Here is a 21,815-nt window from a genome sequence, read left to right on the forward strand (position 1 = left end):
CCCCTCTTACGGTTCGGGGCGTGACCTACTAAGCGGTCGCTCATGTGAGGGCGGGCGCGCCAACCGGCCGAGGTTGAGGAGACGAAGATGTCCACCACCGAGCAGCGCGTCGCGATCGTCACGGGCGGCGCCCGCGGAATCGGCGCGGCGACCGCGGTGCGGCTGGCCGCGGAGGGCCGGGCCGTCGCCGTGATCGACCTGGACGAGGACGCCTGCAAGGGGACCGTGGAGTCGATCACGGGCGCGGGCGGCCGCGCGATCGCCGTGGGCGCCGACGTGTCGGACGAGGCCCAGGTCCAGGCGGCCGTCGCCCGGGTGGCCGAAGAGCTCGGCGCGCCCACCATCCTGGTGAACAACGCGGGCGTGCTCCGCGACAACCTGATCTTCAAGATGTCCGTGGCGGACTGGGACACGGTGCTGGGCGTCCACCTGCGCGGCGCGTTCCTGATGACCCGCGCGGTGCAGAAGCACATGGTGGACGCCAAGTTCGGCCGCGTGGTGAACCTCTCCTCCTCCTCGGCGCTGGGCAACCGCGGCCAGGCCAACTACGCCGCCGCGAAGGCGGGCATGCAGGGCTTCACCAAGACCCTCGCGATCGAGCTCGGCAAGTTCGGCGTCACGGCGAACGCGGTCGCCCCCGGCTTCATCGTCACCGACATGACCGCGGCGACCGCCGCCCGCGTGGGCATGGGCTTCGAGGAGTTCCAGGCCGCGGCGGCCACCCAGATCCCCGTGCAGCGGGTCGGCCGCCCCGAGGACGTGGCGGGCGCGATCGCGTTCTTCACCGGCGACGCGGCCGGCTTCGTCTCCGGCCAGGTGCTGTACGTGGCCGGCGGCCCGCTCGACTGACCGCGTCACCCTCCACCAGCAGCGAAGGCGTACCAGGACATGACTGAACTCCCCCCGGACAGCGGCCGCGCCGCGATCGTCACCGGTGCCAGCCGCGGCATCGGGTACGGGATAGCCGAGGCGCTCGTCGCCCGCGGCGACCGCGTCTGCATCACCGGCCGCAACGAGGACGCCCTCAAGGAGGCCGTCGAGCGGCTGGGCGGCGGCGACCGGGTGATCGGCGTGGCCGGAAAGGCCCACGACCAGGCGCACCAGGAGGCGGCCGTCGCCCGCGTGATGGAGGCGTTCGGCCGGATCGACCACCTCGTGAACAACGCGGGCACCAACCCGGTCTTCGGCCTGCTCACCGACCTCGACCTCGGGGTCGCCCGCAAGGTCTACGAGACCAACGTGCTCTCCGCGCTCGGCTTCGCGCAGCAGACCTGGCGGGCCTGGCAGAAGGAGAACGGCGGCTCGATCGTCAACATCGCCTCGATCGCCGGGATCGCCCCCTCGCCGTTCATCGCCGCCTACGGCATGAGCAAGGCCGCGATGGTCAACCTCACTGTGCAGCTCGCCTCCGAGATGGCGCCCAAGGTGCGGGTCAACTCGATCGCCCCCGCGGTGGTGAAGACGAAGTTCGCCGCGGCCCTGTACGAGGGCCACGAGGAGGAGACGGCGGCCGGCTACCCCATGCAGCGGCTGGGCGTGCCCGAGGACATCGGCGGCGCGGCGGCGTTCCTGCTGTCGGACCAGGCCGCGTGGATCACCGGGCAGAACCTGGTGATCGACGGCGGCCTGTTCCTGAAAGCGGGCGTCTGACCGGGCGGAATGCCGACGGGGACCGGATTGTCAGAGGGGCGCGGTAGTTTCGGGGGCAGTGAAACCGATCGCGTACCGGAGGTTCCCGACGTGCCCAGCATGCTGCCCGACTCCTGGCAGGCCGTTCTCGGCGAGGAGTTGGACAAGCCCTACTTCCAGCAGCTCACCGACTTCGTCGCGGCCGAGCGGCGCGAACACCACGTCTTCCCGCCCGAGGACGAGGTGTTCGCCGCTCTGGAGGCCACACCGTTCGACAAGGTGAAGGTGCTGGTGCTCGGTCAGGACCCGTACCACGGCGCGGGTCAGGGCCACGGGCTGTGCTTCTCGGTGCGTCCCGGGGTGCGCACCCCGCCCTCGCTGCGGAACATCTTCAAGGAGCTCAAGGACGAGTTCGGGTACCCCGTGCCGGACAACGGGTATCTGATGCCGTGGGCCGAGCAGGGCGTCCTGCTGCTCAACGCGGTGCTGACGGTGCGTGAGGGCGAGGCCAACTCGCACAAGGGCAAGGGCTGGGAGAAGTTCACCGACGCGGTGATCCGCGCCGTCTCCGACCGCCCCGACCCGGCGGTGTTCGTCCTGTGGGGGAACTACGCGAAGAAGAAGAAGCCGCTCATCGACACCGGCCGCCACACCGTCATAGAGGGCGCGCACCCCTCGCCGCTGTCGGCGAAGCTCTTCCTGGGTAGCCACCCCTTCACGCAGATCGACGAAGCGGTGAAGTCCCAGGGCCACGAGCCGATCGACTGGCGCATCCCCGACCTCGCGTCGGCGTAAACGGGGGCAGTGGTGTACGGGCGGCGCTGAGCGGGAAAGCGGGCACCGGCGGCGGGCGCGGGCGGTCAGCGGCGGTAGACCTCGTGGCAGATCGAGGACGCCCGCCCGCCCCGTGCCCACCCGCCGTACGTCTCGCCGAGCCCGCACACGTCCGGCGCGGTCGGGAGCAGCGGGCGGGCCGGCCCCTTGAGGCGGGGGACGGCGGGCCGCAGCGCCGGGCGCGGGGGAGCCGGCGCCGGTACGGCCCTGGCGGTGGGCCGCGCATCCGGTGCGGGGGCGTCCGGGCGCGCGGTGGCCAGCACCCGGTGAGCGGGCGTCGACGCCACCCGCGCGTCGTCGGGCCGCGCGGTCCGGGCGGGCGGGGCGGACGCCGAGGGCGCGGGAGCGGGGGCTCCGGGCTGCGGCGAGACAGTGGTGCACCCGGCGGACGCGAGCACCGCGCACAGCGCGAACACCGGGGGCAGGAACGGGGAGAGGCCACGCACCCGCGCCACTGTGCCGTACCCGCGACCGTCCGGGTATTCCCCGCAGGGGTGAACATGCGGCGCCCCCGTATGCTGCCCGGACACGGCACCACACGGCACGGCACCACACAGCACGGCACCGGCCCGGCACCGCCCGGCCGGGTAGGACTGACGACGGCACCGCACGGCACCAGGAGCACGGATGGCAGCGCGCGACGGCAGCGCCCCCCTGAAGATCGGCGTCATCGGGCTCGGTGACATCGCGCAGAAGGCGTACCTCCCGGTGCTCGCCGCGCAGCCGGGCCTCGAACTGCACCTGCACACCCGGACCGCCGCCACCCTGGCCGCCGTCGGCGACGCCTACCGGCTGCCGCACCGCCACCCCACCCTGGACGCGCTGCTCGACCAGGGCCTCGACGCGGCCTTCGTCCATGCCCCCACCGCCCACCATGTGGAGATCGGCACCCGCCTGATCGAGGCGGGCGTCCCCACCTATGTCGACAAGCCGCTCGCCTACGACCTGGACGGCGCGCGCGGTCTGGTGGACCTCGCGGGCACCCGCGGTGTGCCGCTGGCGGTCGGCTTCAACCGCCGCTTCGCGCCCGGGTACGCGCAGTGCCTGGACCACCCGCGCGACCTGATCCTGATGCAGAAGAACCGGGTCGGGCTCGCCGAGGAGGTCCGGACGGCGGTCTTCGACGACTTCGTGCACGTGGCCGACACGCTGCGGTTCCTGGCGCCGGGCCCGATCGAGCAGGTCCGCGTCTCCGCCCGGGTCCGCGACGGGCTGCTGCACCACGTGGTGGTGCACCTGTCCGGCGACGGCTTCACCGCGATCGGGTCGATGAACCGGATGAGCGGCTCCACCGAGGAGACCCTCGACGTCAGCGGCGCCGACGCCCGCCGCCAGGTGCTCAACCTCGCCGAGGTGATCGACCACAAGGGCCAGCCGACCGTGCGGCGCCGCGGCGACTGGGTGCCGGTGGCGCGGCAGCGCGGCATCGAGCAGGTGGCGCTCGCCTTCCTCGACGCGGTGCGCGCCGGCACCCTCCTCGACGCGCGGGACGCCCTGCGCACCCACGAGTTGTGCGAGCGGATCGTCGCCGAGATCACCGGGAGTCCCGTGCCGGGTCCGGCGACCGCCTGAGCGCGGCCACGTCCGCGGGGACCCCTTCGCCGCCCACCGGCCCGGCCCCGGCAGCCCGGCGGCGTAGCGCGCGGACCCCTTCAACGGCCCCTGCGGCGAGCATCAGCAGCAGCGCCAGCCGCGGCACCCAGTCGCCGAACCGCACATACGGGCTCGTCCCGGTGGCGGTCGGCACCTCGTACACCGCGGTGGCGCCGCCGCTGGTGCCGATCCGGTGCCCGACGGGCGCGCCGCCGGGACCGTAGACCGCGCTGATCCCGGTGAGGGTGGCGTGCACCATCGGCCGCCAGGTCTCCGCGGCCCGCAGCGCCGCGAGCGAGGCGTGCTGCGCCGGGGCCCAACTGCCCTGGAACGACGCGGTGGAGGACTGGGCGACCAGCAGCCGCGCGCCGTCCGCGGCCAGGTGGCGGCTCATGTCGGGGAACGCCGACTCGAAGCAGACCAGCGGCCCGAAGCGCAGCGCCCCGGTGTCCATCACCACCTGCCGGCGGCCCGGCCTGCGGTCCTGCCCGGCGGCCTTCCCCACGGACGTGGCCCAGCCCAGCAGCGACCGCATCGGGATGTACTCGCCGAAGGGCACCAGCCGCATCTTGTCGTACGTCGGGCCGGTCACGCCGTGCGGGCCGACGAGTGTGGAGGTCTTGGAGATGCCGGTGCCGTCGGCGCGTTCGGCGTCCACGTTGACCAGCAGGTCGGCGCCGACCAGGCGGGAGAGCGCGGCGAGCGTCGCGGTGGTGCCCGGGTGGTCCGACAGGTCGACGCCGACGCTGCTCTCGCCCCACACCACCAGGTCGGGGCGGCGGCCGGCGAGTTGCCGGGTGAGGCGGACCTCGCGGGCGAACCGGGCAGCCGGCCCTTCGACCACCCCGGGCTGCACGACCGCGACCCGGACCGGCGCGGTGGCGTGCGGGCGCGGCGCCCACAGCCATACGGCGCCGGTCGCCACCGAGGCGGCGAGCAGTGTCGCGGCGGCGGTACGGCGCGCGGACGGCAGCACGCACAGGACGGCGACGGCGGTGTTGACCAGCACCAGCGCCGCGCTGACCAGCCACACCCCGCCGAGGGAGGCGAGCCGCAGGGCCGGGCCGACCTGCCACTGGCTCGCGCCGAGCAGGCCCCAGGGGCCGCCGAGGTACTGCCAGGAGCGGACCAGTTCGATCAGCAGCCAGCCGCTGGGCAGGAGCACCAGGGCGGCGCCCACCGCGGGGGCGCCGCCGAGCAGGCGGTGGACCAGCCAGCCCCAGGGCGCCCACAGCGCACCCAGCAGCAGGGCGAGCACCGGGAGGAAGACGGTCATGCTCGGCAGCAGCCAGTTGTGGACCGCGAGCATGAAGCCGGCGCCGCCGAACCACCCGTCCAGCGCCGCGCGCCGGGCGCTCGGCGCCGAGCGGATCAGCAGGAGCCAGGGGACCAGGGCGAGGTAGGCGAGCCACCACAGGGACGGTGCCGGGAAGGTCAGCGCCGGCACCGCGCCCGCCACTGCGGAGGCCACTCCGCGGCTCCACCCTCGCGTACCCGGGAGCAGGGTGCCTGTCGGGCTCATCCGCGGCTCCCTCCGGGTGGGGTGGTGCTGTCGGTTCCGGGACCACCTGCCGGTGGGGGCTGGTCGCGCAGTTCCCCGCGCCCCTGGTTTGCTCGGGCCTTCCCGCGAAAGAAGCTCGCGCCCCAAGGGGCGCGGGGAACGGCGCGAGCAGCCACGGCGGACCGCAAGGTCCCGGCACTCCCGGGACGTGCCCGCCGGGTGGGTCAGGCCGAGGCGTCCGCTGAGGCGTCTTCGGAGACGGCGCGGGCGCGGGTGGTGACGACGGCGGCCGCGGCGAGTGCGGCGGCGCCGAACGCCGCGGCGATCACCCAGGGCCGGTCCAGGCAGTGGCCGGTGGCGTGGTCGAGGGAGAGCCGTCCGGGCCCGGACAGCCCGAGGGACGCGGCGGTCCAGCCGAGCAGCGCCGGGTGTTCGAAGCCCCCGGACATCGCGAAGAAGCCGGCCGGGGCGTGCACCGCGACGGCCCCGGCCATGGCCCCGGCGGCGGCCGCACCGGCCGCGGGGGTGGCCAGGCCGAGCGCGAGGAGGGCGCCGCCGCCCGCCTCGCCGAGCCCCGCCGCGACGGCCGCGGGCTTGCCGGGCCGGAAACCCATGTGCTCCATGGCCCCGGCGGTGGCGTCGAGCCCGCCTCCGCCGAACCATCCGAACAGTTTCTGCGCGCCGTGCGCGAAGAGCGCCGACCCCGCGCCCAGACGCAGCGCCAGCAGTCCGATGTCCTTGCGGTACGCCGTTCCCATGACCGCGTCCTTTCGTTCGCCCGGGCCCGGTCGTCGAAGGGCCCACCCGGCCAGTGTGTGCGGCCCGGCGGGCATCGCGCCGCGCCAGGCGGTCTGTCCGGGCGAACGGGGGGCGCCGCGCCGGGCGGCTACGGCAGGCGGTTCCAGGAGGTCAGCACATGGCGGCCGTGTTCGATGCCGAGCCGGCTGACCGTACCGGTGGCGAGCTGGAAGAGCGCGCCGTCGGCGGGGGGCAGGCCGAGCCGCCGGGCGGTGAGCACCCGCAGGAAGTGCGCGTGCGCGACGAGGACGACGTCGCCGCCCTCGCCGTTGGCGAAGGCCGCCTCGACCCGGGCGAGCACCCGGTCGGCACGGTCGCCGACCTGCTCGGGGCTCTCGCCGGGATGCCCCTCGGGCCCGGGCACGACGCCGTCGGTCCAGATCTCCCAGCCCGGGCGGGTGCGGTGGATGTCGCGGGTGGTGACGCCCTCGTAGCCGCCGTAGTCCCACTCGTGCAGGTCGGGGTCGATGCGTACGTGGTCCAGGCCGGCGAGCTTCGCGGTCTGCTGCGCGCGCTGGAGCGGGCTGCTGATCACGCACCCGATGTGCCGGCCGGCCAGCAGCGGCACCAGCGACCGCGCCTGCTCCTCGCCGTGCTCGGTGAGCGGCAGGTCGGTGTAGCTGGTGTGCTGACCGGACTGCGACCACTCGGTCTCGCCGTGCCGGATCAGAACGAGCTCACCCATCGGACACCTCCCGTGGCGCCCCGCGGCGCCCGTTTGTGATCATATGCCGACCGCCCGCCGCGACCACCGCGCGGCCGTCGGGCCGACCCGTCGGCACAACCGCGGACCGGCCGAAAGACTTCCCGCCCGCGGCGTCGTTACGATGGCGCGCGGGTCGCTCCGGTTGCGGCGGCGGCGTGTTCTCGGTCGGATCGAAGCAGCGTACGGGGGACACCCGCGGGTCCGCGCGGCACACGGGGCGGCCGAGGCGGCGGCAGGGCGGAGCGTTCCGCCCGTGCGGCGGCCAAGTGACCAGCAAGCGGCAGCGACCAGCAACAGGAGCCGGAATGAACGACGCACCCCGCACATACGACGTGGTCGTCATCGGAGCGGGCCCGGTCGGGGAGAACCTGGCCGAGCGGACCCGGGCGGCCGGGCTCAGCACGGTTGTCGTGGAGAGCGAACTCGTCGGCGGTGAGTGCTCCTACTGGGCGTGCATGCCGAGCAAGGCGCTGCTGCGGCCGGTGGCCGCCCGGGCCGACGCGCGCCGGCTGCCGGGGCTGGCCGCCGCCGTGGCCGGGCCGCTGGACTCCGCGGAGGTGCTGGCCCGCCGGGACGAGTTCACCTCGCACTGGAAGGACGCGGGCCAGGTGGGGTGGCTGGACTCGGTCCACATCGACCTGGTGCGCGGCCGCGGCCGGCTCGACGGGCCGCGCCAGGTCGTGGTCGACACCCCGGACGGCGGTGTGGTGCGGCTGGCGGCCCGGCACGCGGTCGCGGTGTGCACCGGCACCACCGCGGCGCTGCCCGACCTGGCGGGGCTGGCCGACGTCCGGCCGTGGACCAGCCGCGAGGCGACCAGCGCCAAGCAGGTGCCCGAGAGCCTGGTGGTGGTCGGCGGCGGCGTGGTCGCCGTGGAGATGGCGACGGCCTGGCAGGCGCTCGGCGCGCGCGTGACGGTGCTGGTCCGCGGCGGCGAACTGCTCGGCCGGATGGAGCCGTTCGTCGGGGAGATGGTCGCCGACGGGCTGCGGGAGGCGGGCGTCGACGTACGGTTCGGGGTGTCCGTGGCGTCGGTGGTGCGCGAGGGCCGCGAGGTGCGGGTCGGGCTCGACGACGGCGGCGAACTGACCGCGGACGAGATCCTCTTCGCGGTCGGCCGCGAGCCGCACACCGGCGACCTCGGGCTCGACACGGTCGGACTCACGCCCGGCGACTGGCTCACCGTCGACGACACCTGCCAGGTCACGGCGGTGCCCGACGGGTGGCTCTACGCGGCCGGCGACGTCAACCACCGGGCGCTGCTGACCCACCAGGGCAAGTACCAGGGGCGGATGGCCGGCACCGCGATCGCCGCGCGCGCCACGGGGCAGCCGGTGGACAACGCGCCCTGGGGCGCGGCCGTCGCCACCGCCGACCACGCCGCCGTGCCGCAGGTCGTCTTCACCGACCCGGAGGCGGGCTCGGTCGGCCTGACCCTCCAGGAGGCCGAGCGCTCCGGGCGGCGGGTGCGGGCGGTGGACTACGACCTCGGGCAGGTCGCGGGCGCGAGCCTGTACGCCGACGGCTACACCGGCCGGGCCCGGATGGTGGTGGACCTCGACCGCGAGGTGCTGCTCGGGGTGACCTTCGTCGGGCCCGGGGTGAGCGAACTGGTGCACTCCGCCACGATCGCGGTCGTGGGCGAGGTGCCGATCTCCCGGCTGTGGCACGCGGTCCCCTCCTACCCCACCATCAGCGAGGTGTGGCTGCGCCTGCTGGAGACCTACCGCGGCTGACGGCCCGCGCGGCCCGGGTGACCGGCAGGTGCCCGCGGGATCGGCAGGTGTGATCGGCGCGTGTCCGCCATACGCATCGATTCCGCGCCGTGGTCCGTGCGCGGCATGGCGAGCCCCCAGGAGATGTGACGCTGAGTAGCTAGGGTGCGGCGTGCGAACCGTTCCATAACGGTCATCGCGCACGCTTCTGGCGAAAGGTCATGATGACGTACAGATCCCATCTCGCCGCGGCGGCCGCCCTGCTGCTCGCCCTGGGCGGCGCGCCGGCCGCGGGTGCCGTCGGCGCGCCGGGCGGCCCGGCCGTCCAGCCCCGCGCCGTGCCCGCGCCCGGCCCCGACAGCTCCGTGGTGACGGTGCGTACCGGTGGCGACCGCGACCCCGCGACCGACACGGTCCTGCCGCTGGCCGGGGTCCGGCTCGCGCTCTTCCGCGACGCCGACGCCGCGGACCCGATCGACGCCCCCTGGGCCCAGTGCACCTCCGACGCCGACGGGGACTGCAACTTCGTCGTGCCGCAGACCGGCGCGGGCGAGGCCGAGAACGGCAGCGTGCTGACGGTCCGCCAACTCGCCGCCCCCGCCGGCTGGTACACCAACCCGGTGCTGCGCACCGGCCCGGGCAGCGGCTCGAACTCGGTCGCCTCGCCGTACGAGTTCCAGACGCCGGCGCTGGAGGGCGGGGCGACCTACCGCTCCACCCGCGAGTTCATGTACAGCTCCAGCAACTCGCTGCCCACCCGCTCGGGCGGCATCTGGCAGTCCTCGCGGGACAACCCGCCGCTGCCGCAGTCGTGCGGGCTGGACGTCGCGGTGGTCCTCGACCTGTCCGCGTCCGTCGGCAGCCAGCTGCCCGCGCTGAAGGCGGCCACCGACGCGTTCACCGACGCCCTGACCGGCACGCCCTCGCGGCTGGCGCTGTTCTCCTTCGACCAGGCGTCGCCCGCCACCAGCGTGGACGCCAACCACCCCGAGCTCCGGTCGGTCTCGACCCCGGCCGGTGCCGCCGCCTTCAAGAGCCTCTACGCGGACTGGACGCTCGGCAAGGGCACCAACTGGGACCGCGCGCTGCACGCCGTCGCCCAGGCACCGGAGCACTACGACGCCACCGTGGTCCTCACCGACGGCAACCCGACCCGCTTCGGCAGCCTGCACGGCGACGGCGCCAACACCCACTTCATCGACGTGGAGAACGGCATCTTCTCCGCCAACTCCGTCAAGGCCCAGGACACCAGGGTGATCGCCCTCGGCGTCGGCAGCGGCGTGGCGGGGCTGTCCGGGCTCAACCTGCGCGCCATCTCCGGCCCGACGGCCTTCGACGGCGGCAACACCACCGCCGCGGACTACTTCCAGACCACCGACTACGGACAGGCCGCCGACCAGTTGCGCGCCCTGGCACTCGAGCACTGCACCGGCAGCCTCACCGTCGTCAAGCAGATCGCGCCCGAGGACACCACCGGCGAGGACGTCACGGGCGCCGAACCGGCCGGTCCCGGCTGGACCTTCGACGCCTCCACGACCACACCCGGCGTCACCGGCCTGCCCGCCACGCAGACCACCACCTCCGACGGCACCGGCGCCGTCACCTTCCAGCCCGGCTTCGGCGTGAACCCCTCGGCGGACGTCACCGTGGGCGAGATCCAGCACCCCGGCTACGCACTCGTCACCCAGGACGGCGGCAACGCCGTGTGCACCGACCTCGACACCGGGCAGCGCGTACCGGTGGAGAACACCGGCACCGACGAGATCCCCGGCTTCACCGTGGACGCACCCCGCCAGGCCGCCATCAGCTGCACCGTCTACAACCGGCCCGTCGGCAGCACCGACGACTCCGCGGACATCACCGTCGACAAGGAGTGGAACGTCGACGGCCACCTGTACGCCGAGGGCACCCAGCCCGACGGGCTCAGCGCCCAGCTCACCCTGACCGGTCCCGGCGGCGCCGGGGCCACCCCGCAGCCGTGGGGCGACCCCCGCACCGGCTACACCATCGGCGACCGCGTCACCGTGGCCGAGAGCGTCCACCTGACCGCGCCCGGCTGCACGCTCGGCGGTTCGGAGGTCACCAGCGTCGACGGCGCCGGCACGCACCTGCCGCTGCCGTACGACGCGACGCTCACCGCGCACCACCAGCACCTCGTCGTCACCAACACCGTGACCTGCTGCCCGGACGACGGCGGGCAGCAGGGCTACGGTGCCGGGCCGCAGAAGGCCCAGCCGCGGCCCGCGGCGGTGCACCCCGCCCGTCGCTGAGCCGACGGACCGAGCAGGAGCAGCAGGACCCGGGGCCGGGTGCGCGGACGGACGCGCGCCCGGCCCCCGGCACGCCGACGCGGACCGCGCAGGGGGCGCACAGCAACGGCGGGGCACGGCCGTGGAAGGGCGGGGTGAGCCGTTTGTGGTTCAGGGCGCCGGGTCAAGGCGCTCAAAGGTTGGGGATAGATGATGATGTGCCTGGCCCGGTGGCGCGAGTCCAGCCGGACGCGACTGTCGCCGGGCATGGTCGCTGTATCCGCACCCGCACCCGCACTCGCACCCGCATCCGTGACCGAGGAGACGAAGTCCCATGAGCCGCACGGTCGACTGCCCGCCGCCGCACGCCCCCGCCCGCCCGCGACCGGTGCGCCGGACCCCCGTGCCCGGCGCGGCGGCGGGCGCCCGGTGACGGGCCGCCCAGCGCAGGACCACGGGCCGCACCGGGCGGACGACGCGGGCGCCGGTACGGCGCAGCCCGCGGCCGGCTGGGTGCGCCGGATCGGCGCGTACTGCCTGCGGCACCGCCGGGACGTGCTGATGGCGTTCGGCGCCGCCGTCGCCGTCGCGATCGCCACGGCGACGCTCCCGCTGGTGCTGCGGCATGTCGTGGACCGCGTCGCCTCCGGGCGTACCGGGTCGCTCACCGCGTGGACCGTGGTGCTCGCGGGGCTGGGCGCGGTCCGCTTCGCCGGCGGCTTCACCCGCCGCTACACCGCCGGCCGGCTGTCGCTCGGCGTCCAGTACGACCTGCGCAACGACGCGTTCGCCGCGCTGCTGCGGCTGGGCGGCGCCCAGCAGGACAGCCTGCGCACCGGCCAGATCGTCAGCCGCTCCATATCCGACATCACCCTGATCCAGACCCTGCTGCAGTTCCTGCCGAACATGACAGGAAACGCGCTGATGTTCGTGGTCTCGCTGGTCTTCATGGCGTGGCTGTCCCCGCTGCTGACCCTGGTCGCGCTGGTCGTCGGCCCGCTGCTGTGGCTGATCGCGCTGCGCAGCCGCCGCGACCTGTTCCCCGCCAACTGGCACGCCCAGCAGGAGGCCGCCGAGGTCGCCTCCGGTGTCGAGGCGACGGTGACCGGGGTGCGGGTGGTCAAGGGCTTCGGGCAGGAGGAACGCGAACTGGCCGGCCTGGAGCAGCGCGCCAAGCGGCTGTTCGCCTCCCGGCTGCGGGTCGTGCGCTACAACAGCCGCTACAACCCCGCGCTCCAGGCGGTGCCCGCGCTCGGCCAGGTCGCGGTGCTCGCCTTCGGCGGCTACCTGGCGCTGCACGGCCGGATCTCGCTCGGCACCTTCCTGGCCTTCACCAGCTACCTCGGCTCCTTCGTCACCCCGGTCCGCCAGGTCGCCACGCTGCTGACCGTCTGGCAGCAGGCCCGGGCCGGCGCCGAACGTGTCCTGGAGGTCGTCGACGAGGCACCGGTGATCACCGACGCGCCCGGCGCCCGCGAACTGCCCGACGAGCCGCCCGCGCTGTCCTGGCAGGACGTCACCTTCGGCTACGGCGACGGGCAGCCGCTGCTGCGCGGCTTCAGCCTCGACATCGCGCCCGGCGAGACCGTCGCCCTGATCGGCCCGGCCGGCTCCGGCAAGTCCACCGCGGCGGCGCTGCTGCCGCGCTTCTACGACGTCCCCGCCGGGTCGGTCCGCGTCGGTGGCACCGACGTAAGGGAGTTGACGCTCGACTCGCTGCGCGGCCGGATCGGGTTCGTCTTCGAGGAGAGCCTGCTGCTGTCGGACACGGTCCGCAACAACATCGCCTACGGCGAGCCCGGCGCGAGCCAGGAGCGGGTCAAGGCCGCCGCCCGGATCGCCCGCGCCGACGAGTTCGTCGAGCGCCTGCCGCAGGGGTACGACACGGTCGTCGGCGAGCAGGGCCTGACGCTGTCCGGCGGCCAGCGGCAGCGCGTCGCGCTCGCCCGGGCGCTGCTGTGCGACCCGGCGGTGCTGGTGCTCGACGACGCGACCTCCGCGATCGACGCCCGGGTGGAGGCGGAGATCCACGCGGCCCTGCACGAGGCGGTCCGCCGCCCCACCACGCTGATCATCGCGCACCGCCGCTCCACCCTCGAACTCGCCGACCGCATCGCGGTGCTGGACGGCGGCCGGGTGGTCGACACCGGCACGATGGACGAACTGCGGTCCCGCTCCGCGCTGTTCCGCTCCCTGCTGTCGGCCGTGGACGCGCCCGAACCGGCCGGGGAGCATCGGACCGGCAACGCGATGGCCGCCGAACATGCCTCCGGATCGGGGGAGTTGGGGACGCCCGCGGGCGCCGAACTGTCGGCCGCGAGCGACGACGGGCCCGACCCGACGGCCGCGCCCCCGGCGCACCCGGCCCCCGCCGTCACCGCGCACCTGTGGCGCCGCCCGGACGGCGAGGACGGCCCGGCGGGCGGTGAGGGCGCCGCGCTGCGCGCCGCGCAGGCGATCTCGCTCTCCTCGGCGACGGCCGGGCGCGGCCGGGGGCCGGGCGGCGGGGTGCTCGGCACGGCGCCGCCCACCCCCGAACTCCTGGCCGGGCTGGCGAAGATGCCGCTGCCCGCGGCCGACCCGGACGTGCCGGCCGACCGCACCCGGGCCGCCGACCCGCACTTCGGGCTGCGCCCGCTGGTGCGGCCGTTCCGGCTGGCGCTGCTGCTGGGGCTGGCGCTGGTCGCCCTCGACGCGCTGGCGCAGATCATCGTGCCGGTGCTGGTCCGCCGGGGCGTCGACGACGGCGTGGCGCACCACTCGGGCCGGGTGCTGCTGGAGGCGGCCGCGGCCGCGGCGGTGGTGGTCGCCGCGGACTGGCTGATCGGCGTCGGCCAGATCCGCACCACCGGACGCACCGGCGAGCGGCTGCTCTACACGCTCCGGGTCAAGACGTTCGCCCAGCTCCAGCGGCTCGGACTGGACTACTACGAGCGCGAGTTGGGCGGCCGGATCATGACCCGGATGACCACCGACGTGGACGCGCTGTCGAACTTCCTCCAGACCGGGCTGATCACCGCCGTGGTCAGCCTGCTCACCGTGTTCGGCGTGCTGATCACCCTGCTGGTCATCGACGCCGGGCTCGCGGTGGTGCTGCTCGGCGCACTGCCGCTGCTGGTGGTGGGCACCGCGGTCTTCCGGCACCACTCGGTACCCGCCTACCACGAGGCGCGCGAGCGGGTCAGCGCGGTCAACGCCGCCCTCCAGGAGAACGTCACCGCGATCCGCGTCACCCAGGCGTTCCGCCGCGAGCGCCGCAACGCCGCCGACTTCGCCGAACTCGCCTGGGCCTTCCGCGACTCGCGGCTGCGCGCCCAGCGCTACATGGCGACGTTCTTCCCGTTCGTGGAGTTCCTGGGCACCCTGTCCACCGCGGCGGTGCTCGCGGTCGGCGCCGGGCAGGTGCACTCCGGCACCCTGACCGCCGGGACGCTGATCGCCTTCCTCCTCTACGTCGACCTGTTCTTCTCCCCGATCCAGCAGTTCTCGCAGGTCTTCGACGGCTACCAGCAGGCCGTCGTGGGCCTGGGCCGGCTGCGCACCTTGATGCGCACCCCCACCGCCACCCCCGTACTCGAACACCCGCGTGAGGTGCGGCAGTTGCGGGGCGAGGTGGTCTTCGACGACGTGTCCTTCGGATACGCCGGGGGCGGCGGGCAGGAGGTGCTGCACGGCGTCCGGCTGCGGATCGCGCCCGGTGAGACGGTCGCGCTCGTCGGCGCGACCGGCGCCGGCAAGTCCACCGTGATGAAGCTGATCGCCCGGTTCTACGACCCCACCAGCGGCGCGGTCCGGGTCGACGGCCACGACCTGCGCGCGCTGGACCTGGCCGGCTACCGCGCCAGGCTCGGCGTGGTCCCGCAGGAGGCCCACCTGTTCAGCGGCACCGTGCGCGACGCCATCGCCTACGGCCGGCCCGGCGCCACCGACGCCGAGGTGGAGGCCGCGGCGCGCGCGGTCGGCGCGCACGACATGGTGGCCGGGCTCCCGGCCGGCTACCTCCAGCCGGTCGGCGAGCGCGGCCGCAACCTGTCCGCCGGGCAGCGGCAGCTGCTCGCGCTGGCCCGGGCCGAACTCGTCGACCCCGACGTGCTGCTGCTCGACGAGGCCACCGCGTCGCTGGACCTGGCCACCGAGAGCCGGGTGGCGGCCGCCACCGAGGCGCTGACCCGCAAGCGCACCACGCTGGTGGTCGCGCACCGGCTCACCACGGCCGCCCGGGCCGACCGGGTGGTGGTGCTGGACCGCGGCACCGTCGTGGAGACCGGCACCCACGCGATGCTGCTCGCGGCGGACGGGGTGTACCGGAAGCTGTGGGACGCCTTCCGGCAGCACGGCGCCGCCGCGACCGTCGACCAGCTCGCCGCCGGGGGCGGCTGACCCGGCGGCCTCAGGGGCGCGGGGCGAGCCCGAGGTGGTCGCGGAGCGTCGTGCCGGCGTAGTCGGTGCGGAAGACCCCGCGCTCCTGGAGCAGCGGCACCACCGTGTCGGCGAAGGCGTCCAGGCCGCCGGGGGTGACGTGGGGCACCAGGATGAACCCGTCGCTCGCGTCGGCCTGGACGTACGCGTCGATCGCCGCGGCCACCGTCTGCGGCGAGCCGATGAAGGTCTGGCGCGCGCTGGTCCTGATCACCAGGTCCCGGATCGACAGGTCTTCGGCCGCGGCCAGTTCGCGGTACTCGCGGGCGACGGCCAGCGGGTCGCGGACCATCCGGACGCTGGCCCGGCCGCGGGCGAGGGTGTGCTCGCCCGGGTCGGGGTCGACGTCCGGCAGCGGGCCGTCCGGGTCGTACGCCGACAGGTCGCGGTTCCAGACCTGTTCGAGCAGCTTGATCGCGGTCTGGCCGCTGACCTGGGCCCGGCGCACCTCTTGGGCGGCGTCCTGCGCCTGCGCGTCGGTGTCGCCGAGCACGAAGGTCGCCGCGGGCAGGATCAGCAACTCCTCAGGGTTGCGGCCGTACTTCGCGAGCCGGCCCTTCACGTCGCGGTAGAACGCCTGGCCGGCCTCGAGTTCGGCGTGCCGGCTGAAGATCGCGTCGGCCGAGCGGGCCGCGAACTCCCGCCCCTCGTCGGAGTCCCCGGCCTGGAAGACGACCGGGCGGCCCTGCGGGCTGCGCGGCACGTTGAAGCGGCCCTCGATGGCGAAGTGCTCGTCCTTGTGCCGGAAGGAGCCCGCGGCCGGGTCGGCCAGGAAGCGGCCGGACGAGCGGTCGGCGGCGATCTCGCCACCGTGCCAGGAGTCGAACAACTCCTGTGCGGTGCGCAGGAACTGCTCGGCGCGCGTGTAGCGGTCGGCCTGTTCGAGGAAGCCGCCGCGCCGGAAGTTCTCACCGGTGAAGGCGTCCCAGGAGGTGACCACGTTCCAGGCCGCGCGCCCGGCCGACAGGTGGTCCAGCGACGCGAACTGCCGGGCCACCTCGTAGGGTTCGTTGAAAGTGGAGTTGATGGTGCCGGCCAGCCCGATCCGCTCGGTGACGGCGGCCAGCGCGGCGAGCACCGTGAAGGTGTCGGGACGGCCGACCACGTCCAGGTCGTAGATCCGGCCGCCCTGTTCGCGCAGCCGCAGGCCCTCGGCGAGGAAGAGGAAGTCGAACTTCGCCCGCTCGGCGGTGCGGGCGAAGCGGGCGAAGGAGTCGAACGCGATGTGGCTGCCGGCCTCGGGGTCGCTCCACACGGTGGTGTTGTTGACGCCCGGGAAGTGGGCGGCGAGATGGATCTGCTTCGGCTGCGTGCTCATGGGCGCGCGCTCCTCCGGCTCGGGCGGGTCATGGGGTGGCGGTCGGGCCGGGCACGGTGACCTGGCGGAAGACGGTGGTGCGGCGCAGGGTGAAGCCGAGCGCCTCGTACAGGGCGATGGCGGGGGTGTTCGAGGCGGCGGCGTGCAGGAACGGGGTGTCGCCGCGGGCGCCGATCCCGGCCGCGGTGTGGCGGACCAGCCGCCCGGCCAGGCCCTGCCCGCGGTGGGCCGGGTCGGTGCACACCGCGCTGATCTCGGTCCAGCCCGGCGGGCGCAGCCGCTCCCCGGCCATCGCCACGAGCGCGCCCGCGCGGCGGATGCCGTAGTACGCGCCCATCTCGACGGTGCGGGGCAGGAAGGGGCCCGGCTGGGTGCGCGCGACCAGGTCGAGCATCTCGGGCACGTCGGCCGGCCCGAGCCGTACCGCCTCCGGGTCCGGCACCCCGCGCAGCGTGGTAGCCACCAGTTGCACGCCCGGGATCGGGTCGCTGCCGCTCCACCCGGCGGGCAGGTCGGCGAGCCCGGCGGCGGTGAAGGAGTTGCCCGGTCCGACCAGTGCGGCCAGGTCGGCCCACGCGCGCGGGTCGGCCGCGTCGGCGAGCGCGACGAAGGGCGACACGTCGGTGCGGTAGCGGCCCGCACGGCCGGCGAGCTCCGCCAGGTGGCGGTGCGGGCCGCTCAGCGAGGCCCAGGCGGGGTTGTCCAGGACGTGCGCGCCGGGCGCCGGGTGCTGCGGGCGGGGTGCGTGCGGCGGCGGGGGCGTGGTGTGCGGGCTGGTCGACATGGGGGCGGTGCCTCTCCGTTCCTGGTGCGGTGCGGTGCGGCCGGCGCCGGCGGGCGCCGGCCGGAGCGTGCTCTCGCGGGACAACGCCGGCCCGGGCCGCGGAAAGTCCCGGGCCCCGCGGTCAGGAGTTGCTCAGCGGCAGCCCGGGCGGGTTGACGAGCGAGCGGTCCACCGCCTCGTCGCTGAGGTTCCACGCGGCCAGCCACTTCGCGTACTGGCCATTGGTGACCAGGTAGTTGATGGCGTCGGCCAGCGGTTTCGCCAGGCCGTCGTCCTTCTTGGTGGTGGCGCAGATCAGCCCTTGCAGGCTCGCCCCGGCACCGGAGTAGGTGCCCGCGCTGCGGGTGGCCTGCGGGCTGCCCGCGGTCTTGGCGACGTGGTAGGCGACGCTGGGGTTCGGCGCGAAGTAGGCGTCGATCCGGTGGGAGTTGAGCGCCAGGTAGGTGCTGTTCGCCTCCTGGTAGTACTTGATGGTGAGCTTCTTGCCGGCTGCCTTGAGCCGGGCCTGCCACTCCAGCAGGATCTTCTCCTGGTTGGTGCCGGAGCCGACCGCGACCGTCTTGCCCGCCAGCTGGCGGTAGTCGCCGGTGAACGTCCAGGAGTCGTCCTTGCGGACCTCGAAGCCGAGGTTGTCCTGCCGGTAGCTGGCGAAGTCGTACTTCTGCTTGCGCTGCTCGGTGTCGGTGATGTTGGAGAAGCCGACATCGGTCTTGCCGCTGTCGATGCCGATGAAGAGGTTGTCCCAGGTGGCGTTGGTGAGCACCGGCTTGAGCCCGAAGACCGCCGCGACCAGCCGGCCGAGGTCGGGCTCGGAGCCGGTGAGGGTCTTCTGGTCGGTGCCGGTGTAGCCGATCGGCGGGGAGCCGGCCGGCAGGAAGCCCAGGCCCACCACCAACTGGCCGCGCTTGCGCACGGCCGCGGGCAGTTCGGCGCGGATCGCGGCCACCTCGGGCACCTTCAAGGTGGTCTGGTGGGCGGCGCCGTTGGACAGCGCGCCGACCGTCACCGTGCCCTTGGCGTCCGCCGCGGCCGCGGCGGACGAACCGCTGCTGCCGCTGCCGCAGCCGGTCAGGCCCAGCAGGAGGGTGGCCGCGGCGGCGGCGCTCAGGGCGAGGCGGGAAGCGGTACGGGGCATGGCGGCCTTCCTTGGCAGGGGCAACAGGCATACGGGCGTACGGAGTTACGGGGCATACGGGCGTACCGGTGTCGGTGTCGGGACCCGGACTGACGGGCCTGCGTACGGCCTACGGGTGCGGCGGGCCCGGCGAATACGGCCGGTACGGCCCGGGCGGCGGCTCACAGGACACGGCTGAGGAACTCCCGGGTCCTGGGGTGGCGCGGCGCCGACAGCACCTGCGCGGGCGGCCCGTGCTCCACCACGCGGCCCCCGTCCAGGAAGACGGCGCTGTCGGCGACCTCCCGGGCGAAGCCGATCTCGTGGGTGACCACGATCAGCGTGGTGCCGCCCGTGGCCAGGCCCTTGATCACCGCCAGCACCTCGCCGACCAGCTCGGGGTCGAGCGCGGAGGTCGGCTCGTCGAAGAGGATCACGCCGGGCTCCAGGGCCAGCGCCCGCGCGATCGCCACCCGCTGCTGCTGCCCGCCGGACAGCTGCCGCGGATACGCCTCGGCCCGGTCGCTAAGTCCGACCCGCTCCAGCAGCTCCCGGGCGGCCGCGCGGGCCTTGGTCCGGGTGCTGCGGCCGGTCGCCACGGGCGCGGCGGCCACGTTCTCCAGCACGGTCAGGTGCGGGAAGAGGTTGAAGTTCTGGAAGACGAAGCCGATCCGGGCGCGCTGCGCCAGGATCGCCCGCTCGCCCAGCTCCTTGAACCGGCCACGGTGGCGCCGCACCCCGATCGGCTCACCGCCGACCTCGACGTGCCCGGCGTCCAGCTTCTCCAGGTGGTTGATCGCCCGCAGCAGCGTGGACTTGCCAGAGCCGGACGGCCCGAGGATCACCGTGACCTCGCCGGCCGGCACCGTCAGATCCACCCCGGCGAGCACCTGCTGCGCGCCGAACCGCTTGTACGCGCCCCGCACGGTCACCGCGACCGGCCGGGCCGCGTCGGCAGGGGTCCGTTCGGCCCGTTCAGCCCGTTCGGCCTGTTCGGCCTGTTCGGCCGCGGTCCCGCCCGTCTGCTCCGCCGCGCTCATCGGGCCGCTCCCGCCGCGAAGCGGGCCCGCGCCCGTACGTCCAGGAGCGCGGCGCGCACCCGTTGCAGCGGCGTCGGCGGCAGGGTCCGCAGCGCGCCGCGGGAGAAGTACCGCTCGACGTAGAACTGCGCCACCGACACCACGCTCGTCAACACCACGTACCAGACCGTCGCGACCAGCAGCAGCGGCACGATGTCGCTCGGGTAGGTGCTGCCCAGCGTCTCGACCCGGCCGAAGACGTCGAGCAGCGAGACGTAGAAGACCAGGGAGGTGCTCTTGACCAGCCCGATGAGCTGGTTGACGTAGGCCGGCACGATCGCGCGCAGCGCCTGCGGGAAGATGATCCGGGTGAACTGGTAGCGGCGCGGCAGCCCGAGTGCGGCCGCCGCCTCGTGCTGGCCCTGGTCCACCGAGAGCAGCCCGCCGCGCACCACCTCGGCGGCGTACGCGGCCTCGTTGAGGCTGACGCCGACCACCGCGACCACCATGCTGGTCGCCGCCCTGGACTCGTCGAAGTCCACGAAGTGCGGCCCGAACGGCACCCCGAGGCTCAAAGTGGCGTACAGCGCCTGGAAGTTGGCCAGGAAGAGCAGCACCACGATCAGCGGCACCGAGCGGAAGAGCCACACGTACACCCAACTGGCGATCCGCAGCACCGGGCTGCGCGACATCCGGGCGAGCGCCAGCACGATCCCGGCGAGCAGCCCGAACACCGCGCTCCAGGCGGTGACTTGGAGCGTGATGCCGAGGCCGTCGAGGATCACCGGCCGCAGGAACCAGTAGCGGAACCTGCTCCACTGGAAGAAGGGGTTGGTGACCAGGCCGTGGCCGATCTGCGCGACGACCACCAGCACGGCCGCGGTCAGCACCCACCGCAGGGGGTGGCGCAGCGGCACCACCCGCTCTGCGTCGGCGTGTTCGCGGCCACCGGGCGTGTCGTCGGAGGGCGCGTCGTCAGGGAGCGGGCCGTCGGAGGATGGGGCCTCGGCGGGCTGGGCGGCGGCGCGGGGCAGGTCGGTCATCTGGCGACTCCGGCGCGGGGAGGGGCGGCCGCGGCGCACCGAGCGTCGTCCACCCGGGAGGGCGGCACACGCGGCGGCGGACGGCGGCGGGGGAGGTGGGGAACGTGCGGGCGGCTGGTGCTGGTACCTCAACGGGCCTGCGGCCCGGGCGGGTTCAGCGCCGACAGAGTGCGCTGCTGACGCGCAGCAGGTCGATGTGCCGGGCCAGGACCGGGCGGTGCGGATAGCGGCAGCGACACCGCTCCGAGCCGTTCGCCGCGTCCATCCCGCCCACCTCGCCCGCCCGTCGTCGCGGGCCTCGCGTCACTCCACCACGGCCGGGCGGCATCGCCTCGACCCGGCCGTCACCGTAGGCAGCGCCCCGACACGTGTCAACGACGCCCCCGCCGTTACACCCCCGTCTGTACGGTTTTCCCCCGCCGGGTTTCACGCCCCGTTCAAAAACCCGCCCGGCGGGCCGGTCAGAGCCGCAGGCCCTCGGCAAGCATGCGGAAGGGCGCCTCGTACAGGGACGGCAGGTCCGGCGCGCCGTCGCGTTCGACCCAGTAGCGCACCACGGCGGTGGACACGGCCATGATCGCGGCGGCCGCGGCGTGGACGTGGAGGTCGTCGGGGCCGCGGCCGGTGCGCGCCATGATCACCTCGGCCAGCCGGTCCTGGCTGCGCTGCAACTCGTCCCACGAACGGGCCCTGATCGCCGGGTCGTTGAAGCCGAGCCGGGTGCGCAGCAGCAGCTCGTCCAGGTCGGACTTGATGACCGGGCCGAAGGAGCCGGTGAGCGCGGCCAGCAGGGAGTCCATGATCGGCTCGCCGGCCGGGCGGGCCAGCAGCGCGTCGGCGAGCACCGAGTCGTAGTCGTCGACGAGGACCACGTCCTCCTTGGTCGGGTAGTACCGGAAGAAGGTGCTCGGGGAGACCTCGGCCGCCTCGGCGATCTGGTCGACGGTGGTGGCTTCGTACCCCTGCTCGGCGAAGAGCCGGTACGCCTCCCGCCGGATCGCCTCGCGGGTGCGCTGTTTCTTGCGCTCCCGCAGGCTCGGCGCCGCCACGGCCGGGGTCTCCTCTGCGCTGCTCATGCCGTCGATTGTCCGGG

General features: G+C 74.4%; 17 protein-coding genes. 7 read left to right on the forward strand and 10 right to left on the reverse strand.

The window, feature by feature from the left end; translation table 11 throughout:
* Window positions 1-87 precede the first annotated feature (87 nt).
* The 3 genes from fabG to ung all read left to right on the forward strand — a co-directional run bounded on the left by fabG (window position 88) and on the right by ung (window position 2,424).
* The gene (gene fabG, locus AC3EVP_RS28585) at window positions 88-849 is read left to right on the forward strand and encodes a 3-oxoacyl-ACP reductase FabG (protein WP_435134721.1); all 762 of its coding nucleotides are present in this window, start codon (window positions 88-90) and stop codon (window positions 847-849) included.
* Between the two features lie 39 nt (window positions 850-888).
* On the forward strand, window positions 889-1,650 hold the full coding sequence (locus tag AC3EVP_RS28590) for an SDR family oxidoreductase (protein WP_335981985.1): 762 nt from the start codon (window positions 889-891) through the stop codon (window positions 1,648-1,650).
* 90 nt (window positions 1,651-1,740) lie between these two features.
* Window positions 1,741-2,424, forward strand: coding sequence for a uracil-DNA glycosylase (ung, locus tag AC3EVP_RS28595; protein ID WP_335981984.1), 684 nt, complete (start codon window positions 1,741-1,743; stop codon window positions 2,422-2,424).
* A 65-nt stretch (window positions 2,425-2,489) separates the two neighbouring features.
* On the opposite strand, the gene AC3EVP_RS28600 is transcribed toward ung, so the two are convergent.
* Window positions 2,490-2,909, reverse strand: a complete 420-nt coding sequence (locus AC3EVP_RS28600) for a hypothetical protein (RefSeq protein ID WP_335981982.1) — start codon at window positions 2,907-2,909, stop codon at window positions 2,490-2,492.
* Between the two features lie 208 nt (window positions 2,910-3,117).
* On the opposite strand from AC3EVP_RS28600, the gene AC3EVP_RS28605 reads away from it, so the two are divergent.
* Window positions 3,118-4,035 carry a Gfo/Idh/MocA family protein gene (locus AC3EVP_RS28605; protein WP_435134873.1) on the forward strand — a complete coding sequence of 306 codons (918 nt, stop codon included), beginning with the start codon at window positions 3,118-3,120 and terminating at the stop codon, window positions 4,033-4,035.
* Here the strand turns inward: AC3EVP_RS28605 and lnt are convergent.
* From lnt to AC3EVP_RS28620, 3 genes are all read right to left on the reverse strand, one after another.
* Window positions 3,998-5,578: an apolipoprotein N-acyltransferase gene (gene lnt, locus AC3EVP_RS28610; protein ID WP_435134724.1), complete on the reverse strand. Its 1,581-nt coding sequence runs from the start codon at window positions 5,576-5,578 to the stop codon at window positions 3,998-4,000. The two genes, AC3EVP_RS28605 and lnt, sit on opposite strands and share 38 nt — an antisense overlap.
* A 203-nt stretch (window positions 5,579-5,781) precedes the next feature.
* Window positions 5,782-6,315, reverse strand: coding sequence for a DoxX family membrane protein (locus tag AC3EVP_RS28615; protein WP_335981978.1), 534 nt, complete (start codon window positions 6,313-6,315; stop codon window positions 5,782-5,784).
* A 128-nt stretch (window positions 6,316-6,443) separates the two neighbouring features.
* Window positions 6,444-7,040, reverse strand: coding sequence for a histidine phosphatase family protein (locus tag AC3EVP_RS28620; protein ID WP_335981977.1), 597 nt, complete (start codon window positions 7,038-7,040; stop codon window positions 6,444-6,446).
* 326 nt (window positions 7,041-7,366) lie between these two features.
* Between AC3EVP_RS28620 and AC3EVP_RS28625 the strand changes: the two genes are divergently transcribed.
* The 3 genes from AC3EVP_RS28625 (at window position 7,367) to AC3EVP_RS28635 (ending at window position 15,405) form a co-directional block, all read left to right on the forward strand.
* Complete coding sequence (locus AC3EVP_RS28625) at window positions 7,367-8,797, forward strand: dihydrolipoyl dehydrogenase family protein (protein ID WP_435134728.1); 1,431 nt, start codon at window positions 7,367-7,369, stop codon at window positions 8,795-8,797.
* Between the two features lie 200 nt (window positions 8,798-8,997).
* The gene (locus tag AC3EVP_RS28630) at window positions 8,998-11,046 is read left to right on the forward strand and encodes a vWA domain-containing protein (RefSeq protein WP_435134731.1); all 2,049 of its coding nucleotides are present in this window, start codon (window positions 8,998-9,000) and stop codon (window positions 11,044-11,046) included.
* 492 nt (window positions 11,047-11,538) lie between these two features.
* Window positions 11,539-15,405 carry an ABC transporter ATP-binding protein gene (locus tag AC3EVP_RS28635; protein WP_435134876.1) on the forward strand — a complete coding sequence of 1,289 codons (3,867 nt, stop codon included), beginning with the start codon at window positions 11,539-11,541 and terminating at the stop codon, window positions 15,403-15,405.
* 10 nt (window positions 15,406-15,415) lie between these two features.
* Here the strand turns inward: AC3EVP_RS28635 and AC3EVP_RS28640 are convergent, their stop codons facing one another.
* From AC3EVP_RS28640 to AC3EVP_RS28665, 6 genes are all read right to left on the reverse strand, one after another.
* Complete coding sequence (locus tag AC3EVP_RS28640; protein ID WP_435134733.1) at window positions 15,416-16,762, reverse strand: NtaA/DmoA family FMN-dependent monooxygenase; 1,347 nt, start codon at window positions 16,760-16,762, stop codon at window positions 15,416-15,418.
* Window positions 16,763-16,790: 28 nt separating this feature from the next.
* Window positions 16,791-17,546, reverse strand: a complete 756-nt coding sequence (locus AC3EVP_RS28645; RefSeq protein WP_335981970.1) for a GNAT family N-acetyltransferase — start codon at window positions 17,544-17,546, stop codon at window positions 16,791-16,793.
* Window positions 17,547-17,667: 121 nt separating this feature from the next.
* On the reverse strand, window positions 17,668-18,681 hold the full coding sequence (locus AC3EVP_RS28650; RefSeq protein ID WP_435134736.1) for a transporter substrate-binding domain-containing protein: 1,014 nt from the start codon (window positions 18,679-18,681) through the stop codon (window positions 17,668-17,670).
* Window positions 18,682-18,842: 161 nt separating this feature from the next.
* Window positions 18,843-19,700, reverse strand: a complete 858-nt coding sequence (locus AC3EVP_RS28655) for an amino acid ABC transporter ATP-binding protein (RefSeq protein ID WP_435134739.1) — start codon at window positions 19,698-19,700, stop codon at window positions 18,843-18,845.
* Window positions 19,697-20,722 carry an amino acid ABC transporter permease gene (locus AC3EVP_RS28660; protein ID WP_435134741.1) on the reverse strand — a complete coding sequence of 342 codons (1,026 nt, stop codon included), beginning with the start codon at window positions 20,720-20,722 and terminating at the stop codon, window positions 19,697-19,699. The genes AC3EVP_RS28655 and AC3EVP_RS28660 overlap by 4 nt, the downstream gene beginning before the upstream one ends.
* A gap of 461 nt (window positions 20,723-21,183) precedes the next feature.
* Window positions 21,184-21,798, reverse strand: a complete 615-nt coding sequence (locus AC3EVP_RS28665) for an acyl-CoA-like ligand-binding transcription factor (protein WP_335981962.1) — start codon at window positions 21,796-21,798, stop codon at window positions 21,184-21,186.
* Between the last annotated feature and the right edge of the window lie 17 nt (window positions 21,799-21,815).

The sequence above is a fragment of the Actinacidiphila sp. bgisy144 genome (assembly GCF_057708105.1).